At 36.3% G+C, this 14,468-nt stretch carries 13 protein-coding genes and 2 pseudogenes; 11 read left to right on the forward strand and 4 right to left on the reverse strand.

The window, feature by feature from the left end; genetic code table 11:
* Positions 1-24: 24 nt before the first annotated feature.
* Entirely contained in the window at positions 25-1,440 is a 1,416-nt protein-coding gene (locus CER22_RS07450; RefSeq protein ID WP_088608469.1) for an MBOAT family O-acyltransferase, read from the reverse strand.
* A gap of 240 nt (positions 1,441-1,680) precedes the next feature.
* On the opposite strand from CER22_RS07450, the gene CER22_RS07455 reads away from it, so the two are divergent.
* Positions 1,681-1,989: a putative quinol monooxygenase gene (locus CER22_RS07455; protein WP_142293440.1), complete on the forward strand. Its 309-nt coding sequence runs from the start codon at positions 1,681-1,683 to the stop codon at positions 1,987-1,989.
* Between the two features lie 41 nt (positions 1,990-2,030).
* Here the strand turns inward: CER22_RS07455 and CER22_RS07460 are convergent, their stop codons facing one another.
* Positions 2,031-3,410 carry an O-antigen ligase family protein gene (locus CER22_RS07460; RefSeq protein ID WP_088608470.1) on the reverse strand — a complete coding sequence of 460 codons (1,380 nt, stop codon included), beginning with the start codon at positions 3,408-3,410 and terminating at the stop codon, positions 2,031-2,033.
* 308 nt (positions 3,411-3,718) lie between these two features.
* Between CER22_RS07460 and CER22_RS07465 the strand changes: the two genes are divergently transcribed.
* The 3 genes from CER22_RS07465 (at position 3,719) to CER22_RS07475 (ending at position 5,282) form a co-directional block, all read left to right on the forward strand.
* Positions 3,719-4,507: an enoyl-CoA hydratase gene (locus tag CER22_RS07465; protein ID WP_088608471.1), complete on the forward strand. Its 789-nt coding sequence runs from the start codon at positions 3,719-3,721 to the stop codon at positions 4,505-4,507.
* A 113-nt stretch (positions 4,508-4,620) separates the two neighbouring features.
* Entirely contained in the window at positions 4,621-4,938 is a 318-nt protein-coding gene (locus tag CER22_RS07470) for a hypothetical protein (protein ID WP_087985737.1), read from the forward strand.
* A 17-nt stretch (positions 4,939-4,955) separates the two neighbouring features.
* Entirely contained in the window at positions 4,956-5,282 is a 327-nt protein-coding gene (locus CER22_RS07475) for a nucleoside triphosphate pyrophosphohydrolase (RefSeq protein ID WP_087985736.1), read from the forward strand.
* Between the two features lie 21 nt (positions 5,283-5,303).
* Here CER22_RS07475 and CER22_RS07480 read toward each other — a convergent pair whose 3' ends face one another.
* Entirely contained in the window at positions 5,304-5,483 is a 180-nt protein-coding gene (locus CER22_RS07480) for a hypothetical protein (protein ID WP_087985735.1), read from the reverse strand.
* A gap of 126 nt (positions 5,484-5,609) precedes the next feature.
* On the opposite strand from CER22_RS07480, the gene CER22_RS07485 reads away from it, so the two are divergent.
* The 3 genes from CER22_RS07485 to CER22_RS07495 all read left to right on the forward strand — a co-directional run bounded on the left by CER22_RS07485 (position 5,610) and on the right by CER22_RS07495 (position 9,575).
* Positions 5,610-6,659, forward strand: coding sequence for a M42 family metallopeptidase (locus CER22_RS07485; RefSeq protein WP_088062146.1), 1,050 nt, complete (start codon positions 5,610-5,612; stop codon positions 6,657-6,659).
* Positions 6,660-6,899: 240 nt separating this feature from the next.
* On the forward strand, positions 6,900-8,489 hold the full coding sequence (locus CER22_RS07490) for an N-acetylmuramoyl-L-alanine amidase (protein ID WP_088608472.1): 1,590 nt from the start codon (positions 6,900-6,902) through the stop codon (positions 8,487-8,489).
* Positions 8,490-8,621: 132 nt separating this feature from the next.
* The gene (locus tag CER22_RS07495) at positions 8,622-9,575 is read left to right on the forward strand and encodes a TRM11 family SAM-dependent methyltransferase (protein ID WP_088062149.1); all 954 of its coding nucleotides are present in this window, start codon (positions 8,622-8,624) and stop codon (positions 9,573-9,575) included.
* Positions 9,576-9,757: 182 nt separating this feature from the next.
* Here the strand turns inward: CER22_RS07495 and CER22_RS07500 are convergent.
* Positions 9,758-9,958 (reverse strand): annotated as a pseudogene (locus tag CER22_RS07500) (YflJ family protein); the annotation flags it as partial.
* A 132-nt stretch (positions 9,959-10,090) separates the two neighbouring features.
* Here CER22_RS07500 and CER22_RS07505 point away from each other — a divergent pair.
* The 4 genes and pseudogenes from CER22_RS07505 (at position 10,091) to CER22_RS07525 (ending at position 14,092) form a co-directional block, all read left to right on the forward strand.
* A complete protein-coding gene (locus tag CER22_RS07505; RefSeq protein WP_088062151.1) occupies positions 10,091-10,552 on the forward strand; it encodes a VOC family protein in 462 nt (153 codons plus the stop codon).
* Between the two features lie 387 nt (positions 10,553-10,939).
* Positions 10,940-11,944 (forward strand): annotated as a pseudogene (locus CER22_RS07510) (proline racemase family protein).
* A 19-nt stretch (positions 11,945-11,963) separates the two neighbouring features.
* On the forward strand, positions 11,964-12,941 hold the full coding sequence (locus tag CER22_RS07515) for an ornithine cyclodeaminase family protein (RefSeq protein WP_088608473.1): 978 nt from the start codon (positions 11,964-11,966) through the stop codon (positions 12,939-12,941).
* A 746-nt stretch (positions 12,942-13,687) separates the two neighbouring features.
* Positions 13,688-14,092 carry an alpha-ketoglutarate permease gene (locus CER22_RS07525; protein ID WP_088608474.1) on the forward strand — a complete coding sequence of 135 codons (405 nt, stop codon included), beginning with the start codon at positions 13,688-13,690 and terminating at the stop codon, positions 14,090-14,092.
* Positions 14,093-14,468: the final 376 nt, after the last annotated feature.

Here is a 14,468-nt window from a genome sequence, read left to right on the forward strand (position 1 = left end):
AATAACTTTTCCTTCCTACATCAGTTAAAACCTGAAATAAATAAATGGATTATATGTTGAGTTAATCAAGTACATAACCGAAATCATAAATAATGTTAGTAATAATATAGGACGTACAAATTGCGTCGTGAACATATACGTTTTTGGCGCAAGTTCTAGTATGTTTTTCATTCGTTTTAAAATTGGAGTCGCTGCGATAAAGGCAATGAGAAATACGATAATGTATTCATGTACGTATAACATTGTATTGTCATCGATGAAAGATTGTCCTCCTATGCCGAACATCGCTTTTAAATATTGGAACGAGTAAGCGAAGTTGTCAGCTCGGAAGAAGACCCAACCGATCATAACGATTAGTAATACGTATGCATGTTGCAGCGGTTTCCATAGTTTGTTTAATATTTTTTCGAATCCAGCTTTTTCAATTGAAATAATAAAGCCATAATATAAGCCCCAGGCGATAAATGTCCAGCTCGCCCCGTGCCATAAACCAGTTAATCCCCATACGATGAAGAGGTTACGATAATTCGCTAGTTTTGAAACACGGTTTCCGCCGAGCGGGATATATATGTAATCGCGGAACCAAGAACCGAGTGTAATATGCCATCTTCTCCAAAACTCTGAAATAGATTTAGAGATGTATGGGTAGTTGAAGTTTTTCGGGAAATCAAATCCGAACATTTTTCCAAGTCCGATTGCCATATCAGAGTACCCTGAGAAATCGAAATAAATTTGGAGAGTGTAGGCGATAATACCAATCCATGCCGTTCCAACACTTATTTCAGATGGTGGTAAGGCAAATATTTTATCGGCGACAAATCCTACTTGGTTGGCGATTAATATTTTTTTTGCTAGTCCGAGAACGAAAATTTGAATACCTTCTGTGAATCGTTCAAAAGAATGGATGCGCGTTTTAATTTGCTCAGCGACGATATTGTAACGAACAATTGGTCCGGCAATAAGCTGAGGGAAAATAGATATATATAGCGCTAAATTAAGTGGATTTTTTTGAACATCCCCATCTTTACGGTATATATCGATGACATAGGACATCGCTTGGAATGTATAAAATGAAATTCCGATTGGTAGTGGAATAGGTTCCACATGAATAGATAAATGCAATGATTTGTTTAAAATGTCTGTGAAAAATGAAATATATTTAAAATAAGAAAGTAATAAAATATTTCCGACCACAGCCATAACTAAAAATGTGACTTTCATATTTTTTCGTTTATCATAATGATGCACAAGTAGGCCAAAGCAGTAGTTTAATACGATGGAAAAGAGCATTAAAAGAACGAAACGCGGTTCGCCCCATGCATAGAAAATTAAACTAAATGCAAGTAATACGAAATTACGTAGCTCGGCACGCACTATAAAATAGAGAAATAATACGAGAGGTAAAAAGATAAATAAGAAAATCGAACTACTAAATACCAAAGGACTCTCCTCACTTTTTTCGAAATACATTTCGTGCAAAAAAAAACCGACATATCTATTATATATTCTTTTATATAATAGTGCCTTTAATATTTTATCATGTTAATAATTTGATTAAAATAATTATTCTATATAAGTAGTTTCTCATTTCATACATAAGAAAGGTGTGCCATTAAGTGTTTTTTTTATGGAAATTATTAATTTTGAGATAAGAGAAGTGGCATAATTAGGGGGAGAAGAATGAGTAAATTCGGATTGTATGGTAAGTTTATTGTGGAAGAACGTAATCGGGAAGAATTAACGAATATTTTGCTAGAGGCTGCGGAATCGATGAACGTATTTCATAGTTGTGAGGTATATATTGTAAGTATTTCTGATGACGAGCCGAATGCTGTATATGTTTTTGAAGTATGGAGTAATGAAGAAGCACATAAAGCATCTTTAACGTTAGAGTCTACACAAAATTTAATAAAGCGAGCAAAACCAATGATTACTGGAGCAGAAAGAATTAGCACTTTGAATGCTAGAGGCGGTAAAGGGTTGGAATAGAAAAGAAGCAGCATCCAGATGGATGCTGCTTCTTTTCTATTCTATTCTATTTCTAAATCAACAATTAAGTAAGCGAGTATCACAACAAAGAAAATGCTAACGGCTGGTGCTGTTAATACGTGTCCAGACATAAAGCCGATACCGAGCGATAAGACGAGTGTGCTAGCTAGTAGCATATGTTTTACGCTAAATAGTTTCTTGAAGTTTGTGATGATGCGAATGAATATTTTTATACCGAAATAAAGAAGTGGCAGTAAGTACATAAGGAAGCCAACAATTCCGAATGCGAAGAATAGGTCGTGGAAATCCATTTCGACTAACTTCATTTTCGTTGTATAGTTACCAGCGTACCCCATTCCAAATAGTTTTTGAGATAGTGGTGCTTCTTTATAGTATTGTTTATATACTTTTAAAAACTTGTCGCGATCACTGTAAATTAAACTTTTCATTTCAGAGTCTGTTAGTTCGCCTTGCTCATGTTCTTCTTCTGTAACTACTTTTCCTTCTTTTCGGTCTTTTTCTTCTTGTACTGATTTTTTGTATTCATATATTTGTAAATGGATGGTCATGTTTTTTGCGATAGGAGTTTGCGGTGTAAGTACGAGTAACCCTCCTAATACGACAGCAGCAACAACTGTATTTACAAGATATGTGAATCCTTTTCCTTCTTTTTTACGATGTATCATATATTCAATGAATAAGAAGAAAAGGGCGATACCAAGTGTAATAACGATGGCACCATAGCCTACTTTCGTTCCGATCATAATGCTTGCATACATTGCAACTACAGTTGGAATCCAGTAATACGCTTTTGAGAAAGAAGTTGTTTTATGAACTGAGTATAAGACAACGATTGGGAACATAATTGCAAAAATGGAACTTAAATCATTTCCAGCAAAGAACCATCCTCTTGAACCGATCTTTGAGTTCGGATAGCTTGGGAAATCTGTACCAGTTGCCATAGCCGCGATGATTGAAATACTTAAAATTAACGTTGCATATAAGAAATACGTAATGATTTTATGAAACGCGTAGTCGTTATTTTTTAATTCTTTTAGTGCGATAATATATCCAAACAGTAGTACTATTGGATATACACTTTTCAAAATAAATTTCACTTCTTCTCCAAATGAAACTGGAGATTTGACCATTAAATTATTCACAAGGCCAATTGCGAGTACAATGCCAAATAGACATAAATAAAGAATATACTTTTTCGCGCCTTGTTGTTTATGATGAAGAAGTAGATAACCTAATGCAAGAAGCATAAAGGCGAAACGGACTACGATTCCGACTGTTGCGCTCATGTGTAATACATAGATTGAAAAAGACGTTAACAAATCTAAAATTGGTTGAAACACAATGAATAGCAGTAGGAAATGCGGGAAGTAGTTATCCGTCTGTTTGAACTTAGTAACCATATGTTCCTCCATTTCTTCATTCCTTTATTTCAGAACCTCTATATAAATAGGAAGGAGAATGAATTTCTATATTTAATTTTTATATCAGACTTAAGAATACACCATTTCATTGTAATGGTAAATAGATGAAGAGAGGTGATAAACCGACTTTAATTTCTATATTTTTCAACGGAATTGTTTGTTTTATACAAGGTCATATACAAATTACGAGATTATTAGACAGAAAATTGAGAAAAAAGAAGGGTTTTTCACCACCTTTCTATAATTATATAAGTATAATCTTTATGTAGAAAAGAGGGGTATATATAATGGAAGTAACAAGTAAAACAGAATCTGTCGTTGTGAAATATGAAGGGCACGTTGCAACGGTTATGGTCAATCGCCCAGAGGTGTTAAATGCATTAGATGAGCCAACATTAAAAGAGTTATTACAAAAATTGAAAGAAGTAGCGGAGAGTTCTGCACACATTGTTGTGTTATGCGGAAGTGGTCGTGGTTTTTCTGCGGGTGGAGATATTAAATCGATGCTTTCAAGTAATGATGAAAGCAAGTTTGATGGCATTATGAATACCATTTCTGAAGTTGTTGTGACTTTATATACGATGCCGAAGCTTGTTATTAGTGCGATTCATGGACCAACTGCTGGTCTTGGGTTAAGTATTGCGTTAACAGCTGACTATGTGATGGCAGATATATCATCCATTATTGCGATGAACTTTATTGGAATCGCTTTAATTCCAGATGGTGGCGGCCATTTCTTCCTTCAAAAGCGTGTCGGTGAAAATATGACGAAGCAAATTATTTGGGAAGGAAAGAAATTATCAGCAACAGAAGCGCTTGATATCGGTTTAATTGATGAAGTAATCAGTGAGGATTTCCAAACGGCTGTGAAGCAAAAAATTAGTGAATGGTCACAAAAGCCGATCAAAGCGATGATTCAAACGAAGCAAATTTTATGTGAAGTAAATCGCTCCAATTTAGAACAAACATTGCAACTTGAAAAGCGCGGCCAATATGCGATGAGACAAACAGCGGATCATAAAGAAGGCATTGCTGCATTTTTAGAAAAACGTTTGCCTGCATTTAAAGGGGAATAAAGTGAAATTTGAATTAATAGTAGTTTTACTGCCGGTTAATTTAAGGTAAAGGGGAGAAAGTGCTAACACATTTTAGTATAATTGTGTTAGCACTTTTTTTTTAGGAGTAATATATGAAGAAAATTATTGGTGTTATCGGCATGATCGTAATAGCATATTATACTTTGCATAGTACACCATCTATGGCTGTGCGAACTGCGTTGTTTTTTGAAGGACATCCAAGCGTTGCGTTTTCTGGCGAAGTGACGAAAGAAAAAGATGTGAAAAAAGAAGCAATTCCAGCTGAGTACCAAACTCTATATGGTAAGGAAGAAGAATCAGAGCACTATTTCTTTCCTCACGTAAGGGCACATGGATCAGGAATTGATATGCTTAGTGCGTGCGTGAAGAAAAAATGGTTTTTCTATAAAGCAGAGCTCGGATGTTATTAAACATAGGAGGATGAATGATGTCAGCATATAACAAGTTAGTAAGAGATCGTGTTCCAGAGAAGATTTTAAGGTCTGGAAAAACATATACAGCACAAAAATTAACAGGACAAGCATACATACAAGCTTTAGCGAAAATTGGAACGGAAGAAATTCGTGAATTTGCTTCTATGAAAGAGCGTGAACATGCGCTAGATTCTCTTGCGGATGCACTGGAAGTGATCATTTCATTAGCGCGTGCAGAAGGTGCAACAATTGAAGATGTAGAACGTCTTCGTAAGAAAAAAGAAATAGAGCGCGGTGGATTTGAAAGAGGCATTTATTTGTTGGATGTTTCAGAAGAATAGTTTCGTAGGGAAAGCATAGCGTTAGTGAGTAACGCTATGCTTTTTTGTTGCAATTAAACTAATAATGAAGAAGATAACTGTTAATACCCAGCCAATTGTAATAGAAGTAGTAGTGTGAACTGCATAAGAAACTTGTAAACAAAATAATGATGCTAAAAACCAAATGAGTGCAATGTGTATATATTTTTTTGATATATTCATATTTTATAACTCCTTTTGTATACTAAAAAGAATTTTACCGCAATTTAGAAAATTAAGCTATATGAGTAGAGGATTTATAGTAAATTCGGTATACTAAATAATAGAGAAAATGAGGAGGGAACGACAATGGCACATCATGCGAAAGAAACGATGGAACTTATTAAGGAGCTTGTCTCTATTCCAAGTCCATCTGGAAATACAGAGAAAATCATTCGTTTTATTGAAAATTATGTAAGTGAGTGGAATGTAGAAACGAAGCGTAACAATAAAGGCGCTCTCATTTTAACGGTAAAAGGGAAAAATGATGCACAGCACCGTTTATTAACGGCACACGTTGATACGTTAGGTGCGATGGTGAAAGAAATTAAGCCTGACGGTCGTCTGAGTCTTTCTATGATTGGCGGATTTCGCTGGAACTCTGTAGAAGGAGAATATTGCGAAATTGAAACATCAAGCGGTAAGACGTATACAGGAACGATTTTAATGCATCAAACATCTGTGCATGTATATAAAGATGCAGGTGAAGCGAAACGCGATGAGAAAAATATTGAAGTTCGTATTGATGAGCGTGTATTTTCAGCTGATGAAGTACGCGAATTAGGAATTGAAGTAGGAGACTTCGTTTCATTTGACCCGCGCGTTCAAATTACAGAAAGTGGATACATAAAATCACGTCATTTAGATGACAAAGTAAGTGTTGCGATTCTATTAAAATTAATTAAGAGATTACAAGATGAAAACATAACATTACCATATACAACTCATTTCTTAATTTCTAATAATGAAGAGATTGGATACGGTGGTAACTCTAACATTCCAGAAGAAACGGTTGAATATTTAGCAGTTGATATGGGAGCGCTAGGTGATGGACAAGCATCTGACGAGTATACTGTATCTATTTGTGCAAAAGACTCTAGTGGTCCGTATCATTATGCACTGCGTAAACATTTAGTAGAGCTTGCGAAAAAGAATCATATTGAATATAAAGTAGATATTTATCCGTACTATGGATCGGATGCATCAGCTGCGATTCACGCTGGATTTGATGTGAAACATGCATTAATTGGAGCGGGTATTGATTCTTCTCATGCATTTGAGCGTACACATGAAAGTTCGATTGCTCATACAGAAGCACTTGTTTATGCATATGTATTATCAGAGATGATTGCAGAATAAGAAAAGAAATAGGCTACCTCTAGTAGCCTATTTTTTGTTTGCAGGGAAATCGACTTTATTTAACAAAAAGTAAATTAATTGTATTTTATTTTACAATATTAAGAAAGTAGGTTTACTACATAATTTGAGTATTATAAAATGATAGAGGCGCATTAATTTTTTTTGTTCGGATTTATTGAAATTTATATATTAAGATTACGCGTTATTAAAAATTGATTGTCGAGAGGAGTATTATTTTTTATGAAGTATCGTGCAGTCGCGGCGGGTATTTTAGCCGCAAGTTTATTATCGTCTCCAGTAAGTAGTTTCGCAGCAGCAAAGAAGTTTTCGGATGTTCCTACATGGGCGCAAGAATCAGTTGAATATTTAGTAGGAAAAAAAGCGCTTGATGGAAAGCCAGATGGAACGTTTTCTCCATCTGAAGCAGTAGATAGAGGATCAGCTGCAAAAATCATAGCAGTCGTTCTTGGTTTACCGATTGATCCAAAAGCAAAACCATCTTTTAAAGACGCACAGAGCCATTGGGCAGCACCGTACATTGCTGCAGTGGAAAAAGCAGGTGTAATTAATGGAGATGGTACTGGTAAATTTAATCCATTCAATAAAATGAACCGTGCATCTATGGCATCTATGTTAGTACAAGCGTACTCATTAGATAAGAAAATTATTGGAGAACTTCCAACACAGTTTAAAGATTTGGAACCTCATTGGGGTAAGAAACAAGCTAATATTTTAGTAGCCTTAGAGATTTCTAATGGTACGGGAAATGGCTGGAATCCTGAAGGAACTGTAACTCGTGCAGAAGCAGCTCAGTTCATTGCGATGGCTGATAAAAATAAAACAAATACATCAAAAAGAATGTATATGAACAGAAACTTTATTACATATCATCAACCATCATTATCATCTGGTATTACTGACGTTCAGCATAAGCCACAAATGGTTGAAGTGAAAGAGCAAAGAGCAGACGGCTGGTTGAAAATTGTAACAAGTAAAGGTGAGAAGTGGACACCTCTACAAGAAAAAACAGAAACAATTAACCAAGACTTTACTGCATATGAAACAGCTTCACATAGTTCTCAAGTGCTAGGTACATATAATGCACAAACAGTAACGATTATGGAAGAGAGTGGCAGCTGGATTCGAATCCGCGTAGGCGCTGGTTTCCAGTGGGTTGATAAAAACCAATTAAACCCAGTGAAGCAAGAGAACTTCTTAGAAGGTAAAGCGATTATTATTGATCCAGGTCATGGTGGAATTGACTCAGGTAATGTTGGTTATTACGAGAAAGAAAGTCAAACTGTATTAGATGTATCATTACGATTAAAGAAAATATTTGAGCAAAAGGCACCATTTACTGTGATGTTCACTCGTACAGATAATACACGTCCAGGAGTAGACTCAACAGATTCATTGAAAAAGCGAGTAGAGTTTGCACAGGAACATAATGGAGATATTTTTGTAAGTATCCATGCTAATGGCTCTCAATATAAAAATGGACAAGGTACAGAAACATTATATTATCAGTCAGCAAGAGCAAAAGTAACAAATCCGCATGTAGAAGACAGTAAGTTATTAGCACAAAAAATTCAAGACCGTCTTGTAGCAGCACTTGGAACAAAAGATCGTGGTATAAAACATCAAGACTTATACGTAACTAGAGAAAATACAATGCCAGCTGTATTAACAGAATTAGCATTTGTAGATAATAAAAGTGATGCAGATAAAATTGCTACACCAAAACAGAGACAAGCTGCAGCGGAAGCGATTTATCAAGGTATTTTAGATTATTACGAAGCGAAGGGTAATAACGTATCTTCTTTCCGTTAATAAATTAAAAGAGATTGCCAATAGGCAGTCTCTTTTATTTATTAACGTTTCTCTTTATTTCCGGCATGTGATATCATTTAATTTTATATGAAAAAGTATTGTAATTATAACGATATAGAGGATGATAATAGATTGAATAATCATAGTAAAACACCTGCATGTATATATACGTATGCATTTCGTGAGGAGGAGCGTGCTTTATGTTATTTGGAAATGCGCTCGTTCTTTGGAATGGAGTCTCACGTTAATATTTTGAAAAGTGATGTCAAAATTGACCCGAGTAGAAGTGCATTTATTAAAGAGCGCGTTGAGGTTATGTATGAAGGAGACGACTTAGAAAGTATTTTAAAACAAGTAGAACAAATTGATTTGGCGGGGGCGTCATTTAAAGTTATCTTCGTTAAAATTAATGACCTCGTTGGAGAGAATAAAATTGAATATGGAGAAAGACGTCTTATTGAACGAGATCTTGGCATGCATATTGAAGGAGAAGCGGATGTTCGTAATCCAGAGCGTGTATTTGGGATTGTTCCTCTTGGAGGACGCTGGTACTTCGGGCACTATGTAGAAAGTGAGCCAGTTTGGTATCATCACATAAAAAAACCGCATAGTTATTCGACATCTCTTAGCACACGTGTTGCGAGATCAGTTGCAAACATCGCTGTACCAAATCCAGATGGAGTACGAGCAATTGACCCGTGCTGCGGTATTGGAACAGTAGTAGTAGAAGCACTTTCTATGGGAATTAACATCGTTGGTAGAGATATAAATCCACTTGTAGTTCTTGGAACGAGAAAAAACATCGCACATTTCGGATTTGAAGGGACAGTAACAATAGGTCCAATTGAGGAAATTACTGAGAACTACGACGTTGCAATTATCGATATGCCGTACGACTTATTTACGCATGCAACACCAGAAGACCAGTTCTCCATTCTTTCAAGTGCGCGCCGCATTGCTAAAAAGGTAGTCGTTGTCACGATGGAAACAATGGACGACATGATTCATGAAGCAGGATTTGAAATTACAGATCGCTGTATTACAAGAAAAGGATCATTTACTAGACAAATTCTTGTTTGTGAATAAGAAAGGAAGGTCACCCGTTTGGGTGACCTTTTTTGTTTGATATTAATGTGTGATTGGTTGGTAGTGTAGATAGATGAATTAGGGGGATTTGTCGGTAAGTCGATATCCTATGTCGAATCGTCGATAAATTTAAAAAATCGTTGATATATTCCGAGAATCGCCGATATCTCTACATTAGTATATTACTGTTCTTTTAATTTCTCTTGTTGTACAAGTAATAAATTGCGTAAAACGTGTCCGCGGTAACTTTCTAGTTTTCGTCCTTCGTGATAGCGTACGCCTAATTTTTTTAGTTCGGCTACGTACCAGCCTTTTGTTCCATAATACATGGGATCACTTCCTTTTTGCTTTTGAACAGTATATGTGGCGGGGGGAGAGAATTTTCTTTTTTATTCAGCATTAGGGCAACAAAATTGAAAAAACATGTAAGGGGAATATGATATTACTTCTATTTCTAGGTTATTAAAATAGGCTTTATAGTAAGAATTTCTAAAAATATAAAGGGGGAATATGCTTTGTTTCCAGGTACTTTATATGAAACACATGTTAAAACAAGAAATTTAGAAGTAGCAAAAGAGTTTTATACGAAACTTGGATTATTTCATGCTCGCACAATTGAAGAAAGACGTGTAGCATTCTTTTGGTTTGATAAAGATAATAAGAAGGAACAAATGCTGGGCATTTGGGAGGTATCAGAAGAAGCATTTCATACAAGTCACTTTGCATTCAAGGTTAACTATGAAGAAATCATTCATGCAAGAGAATGGCTTCTTAATAAAGGAATAAACCCAAGGTCCGCTTTCGGTCTTGAACCGTCTGAGCCTATGGTTCAGACGTGGACACCTACTGCGAATCTTTACTTTTATGATCCGGACGGTAATTCTTTAGAATTTCTATGTTTACTTCCTGAAAAGAAAAACGTAAAACAAGATGTCATGCATTTAAGTGAGTGGGAAAAATTGCCGAGTGAAATATAAAGTGAAACTTTAATCAGTGGGGGTTTTGTTCATCCCCCACTGATTATTAGTTGAACCAATCGGGCTTTTACGGGCAGTTGATCCCCCACCTAACTTCTTTGCTTTCGCTGAATTTTGAGGTGGGGGTCTTACTGCCCGTTAAATGCGGGATAAATTTGATTTTGGCTCCAATCCCGCGAAATAATTTAAGAAGGAACCATAACTTTGCTCAAGTAGTGACGTTATGGCTTTTTTGTTTTGTGCGGGCTAAGAATCACTCACTGTCTACTGTATAAAAAAATAGACAGTAGTGTATGCTTTTTTACACAATGTATACAAATTTATACCCTATGCGTTGGCATGATATTTGCAATAAAAAGAGTATCAACATATAGGGGAGAGATAGAAATAAAGGTTAGTAAAGTGTACACGACAATTGATGCTCACGTAGCTGGGGAACCGCTTCGAATTATTACAGGCGGTGTGCCAGAAATAAAAGGAGAAACGCAGCTAGAAAGACGCGCGTACTGTATGGAGCATTTGGATCATCTTTGAGAGGTTCTTATGTATGAACCGAGAGGACATCACGGTATGTACGGTTGTATCATTACTCCACCTGCAAGTGCTCACGCTGATTTTGGTGTATTATTTATGCACAATGAAGGCTGGAGTACGATGTGTGGTCATGGCATTATTGCTGTTATTACAGTCGGAATTGAAACTGGTATGTTTGAAGTGACAGGTGAGAAACAAAAGTTCATTATTGATAGCCCTGCCGGGGAAGTGATTGCGTATGCAACATATAACGGGAGCGAAGTAGAGTCTGTATCATTTGAAAACGTTCCTTCATTTGTATATAAGAAAGATGTTCCTATTAAAATAGATAACTATGAATTTCAAGTAGATATCGCGTTTGGCGGAGCCTTTTATGCGGTAGTAGATAGTAAAGAATTTGGTTTGAAAGTCGATTTCAAAGACTTAGCTGCTATTCAAGCGTGGGGCAGTAAAATTAAGCACTACATCGAGAGCAAAATGGAAGTAAAACATCCACTTGAAGAAGGGTTAAAAGGAATATACGGCGTTATTTTCTCAGATGGACCGAAAGGGGAAGGCGCAACTTTACGAAATGTAACAATCTTCGCTGATGGGCAAGTAGACCGTTCTCCTTGCGGCACAGGAACTTCCGCAAGAATCGCAACTCTTTTTGAAAAAGATGCTTTACAAAAGGGAGAAATTTTCGTCCATGAATGCATTACTGACGGGAAATTCGAGGGGGAAGTATTGTCGGTAACAGCGGTACATACATATGAAGCTGTCGTTCCGAAAGTAACGGGGTATGCATTTATTACAGGATTTCATCAGTTCGTTATAGACCCGAGAGATGATTTGAATCGGGGATTTTTGTTAGGATAAGAGGAGGAGGTGGAAAGATATGCTAGTCATAAGCGCGAACGAACAACGAAACTTAGTAAATATGAACGAAGTCATTGAATACGCGGCGCTTGCTTTAAAAGAATTTTCCGCAGAAAGAACGATCACACCAATTCGCGGCTCATTACCATTTGCGAACGAGAAAAATACGGCATTAATTATGCCTTCAGTAGCGGAAGGACTTGAGGCACTTGGTTTAAAAGTAGTAACAGTAGTCCCCGAGAACAAAAAGATAGGAAAGAAAACGATAAACGGGATTGTTATGCTATCAGACTTTCAAACGGGAGAACCGCTCGCACTTTTAGAAGGATCCTACTTAACGATGATTCGAACAGGGGCTCTATCAGGAGTAGCGACAAAACATTTAGCTCGTCATAACGCAAAAACTTTATGCATTATCGGGACAGGAGAACAGGCGAAGGGAATTGCTGAATCTGTATTTGCGGTAAGAGATATCGAAAAAGTCATTTTATACAATCGAACAGAAGAAAAAGCATATGCATTCTTGCAATATATAAAAGAGCGATTCAATAAACCTGCATATGTTCACACAAATGCAAATGAAGCAATAAGCGAAGCAGACATCATCGTCACAACTACGAACGCATCCACACCAGTCTTCTCAGAAAAACTACAAAAAGGCGTCCACGTAAACGCCGTCGGCTCATTCAGGCCAAGCATGCAAGAACTACCATCCCACGCCATCGCGGGCGCAAACAAAGTAGTAGTCGAATCAAAAGAAGCAGCATTAGAAGAAACGGGTGATCTTCAAGTTCCGATACAAGAAGGTTTATTTGAAGCGAGCGACATCTACGCTGAACTTGGACAAATCATTAGTGGAGAAAAACCTGGTAGAGAGAGCGATGAAGAGATTACTATTTTTAAATCGGTTGGTTTGGCGGTAGTGGATATTGTCGTTGCGAAGTATTTGTATGAGAAAGCGGTGGAGCACGGAGTGGGGAATAGGATTGAGTTTTGAGGGAGACTGCCTTTTGGTGGTCTTTTATTTTGGGGATAAGTTCCTTTATTTGGCGACTTATATATTTTTGTACATGAAAGTGTGTTGAGATTGTGGTGTTCTTTTTGTTTATGATGCGTGTATGCATTTCAAATGTGATGTGTAAGGATTGCAGATAACGGATATTGTACTGTGAATGGCAGCTGGGGTACTAAATATTGGACACAACTTAGTGAGAAGTATAGGGAGTAGTGTTATTGATGTAAGAGGTAATATAAATATAAGGGATGCTAAGCAAGCTCTATTTATGGATAGAAATATGTTTAATGTATTAGCAACAGGTGTTTTTGAGTGTTGTTTTAATGTGTTTTATGCTTTTTTATGTGAATATGAAAAATTTACAGGGTACCAGTCTCCGAAGTTTGAGGTTGCTTCTGCAGCTTCTATTTTAGAGAACACTAAGAAATATATTTTAGAAAAGGTTAGTCCCTCACTCCACTCCAGCTAAAAACCTCACACCCGAAAACAAAGGGGAACTCAATTGTTCAAACTCATATAAAGTTTCAATATTGTCTAAGCATCCCTTAAAATATACAATTGATCATCTATTTTTCTTTACATAATCTCCAGATACAGTCCATATCAACTATAGATTCTTGTCTTATGCTAAATGTAATCAAAAAGCAAGTAGATAAAGATAATGACTAAAACATTAACTCTAGATACTTTTTTGATGAATATTACAAATAAACAGGAGGTAATGAAAAATGATTAAAACATTATTAGCAGGAGCACTTTTAAGTACAGGATTGGTAGCGGGAGGTGCAGTAGGTGCAGATGATGCGAAAATGGACAATTTAAAGTCAAATGAAGATAGTTCAAATCAAGTAATTACACAAAGTGTAGATGGAACAACGTCTTTCTCACAAAACTTTGATTTGCCTAAAGATGCAGTGCCAGCAACTCCTAAAGGAGACGCAAAAACTGTTGAAAGAACAGAAGGTACAGGTTCTCAAGAAGGAAAAATGGTACCAACAAAAGAAGGTACAGATTCTCAATCTGGATTTGAAATGGGAGCCCCTGAAAAACTAGAACATGCAAAAACTGTTGAAAGAACAGAGGGTACAGACTCTCAAGAAGGAAAAATGGTACCAGCAAAAGAAGGAAATTAAATAATATATAGTTATAACGAAGAGCATCCAAAAAGTGGTGCTCTTTTTATATTATAGGAATTAACTAGTTCTACTGAATATAGAACAGTAGGAGGAATTGAGACTAGAACACGGGGCCTATCTCTTCAAATCATGGTGTGTAGGGCAATAGTTTTGGTGGTAACGTTACAATACAAACATTTTATTAGAGATTTTCTAAATTTACATACACTCTAGATAGACTACATATCAACTTCAGATACTTGTTTTATGATACAAGTAATCAAACAAAAGGAGGGCAATACAAAATGATTACAACAGTATTAACAGGGCACTCTTTTAAGTACAGGAGATTATTAACAGGTGGAGCAAATGTTGAAGATGTACAGACAGATAA

The sequence above is a fragment of the Bacillus sp. K2I17 genome, assembly GCF_002209985.1.
Classification (GTDB): Bacteria; Bacillota; Bacilli; order Bacillales; family Bacillaceae_G; genus Bacillus_A; species Bacillus_A wiedmannii.

Coding starts and splice junctions, on each gene's coding strand:
- CER22_RS07455 (WP_142293440.1), top strand. CDS start 1,681: ATGAGTAAATTCGGATTGTATGGTAAGTTTATTGTGGAAGAACGTAAT.
- CER22_RS07460 (WP_088608470.1), bottom strand. CDS start 3,410: ATGGTTACTAAGTTCAAACAGACGGATAACTACTTCCCGCATTTCCTA.
- CER22_RS07465 (WP_088608471.1), top strand. CDS start 3,719: ATGGAAGTAACAAGTAAAACAGAATCTGTCGTTGTGAAATATGAAGGG.
- CER22_RS07470 (WP_087985737.1), top strand. CDS start 4,621: ATGAAGAAAATTATTGGTGTTATCGGCATGATCGTAATAGCATATTAT.
- CER22_RS07475 (WP_087985736.1), top strand. CDS start 4,956: ATGTCAGCATATAACAAGTTAGTAAGAGATCGTGTTCCAGAGAAGATT.
- CER22_RS07480 (WP_087985735.1), bottom strand. CDS start 5,483: ATGAATATATCAAAAAAATATATACACATTGCACTCATTTGGTTTTTA.
- CER22_RS07485 (WP_088062146.1), top strand. CDS start 5,610: ATGGCACATCATGCGAAAGAAACGATGGAACTTATTAAGGAGCTTGTC.
- CER22_RS07490 (WP_088608472.1), top strand. CDS start 6,900: ATGAAGTATCGTGCAGTCGCGGCGGGTATTTTAGCCGCAAGTTTATTA.
- CER22_RS07515 (WP_088608473.1), top strand. CDS start 11,964: ATGCTAGTCATAAGCGCGAACGAACAACGAAACTTAGTAAATATGAAC.
- CER22_RS07525 (WP_088608474.1), top strand. CDS start 13,688: ATGATTAAAACATTATTAGCAGGAGCACTTTTAAGTACAGGATTGGTA.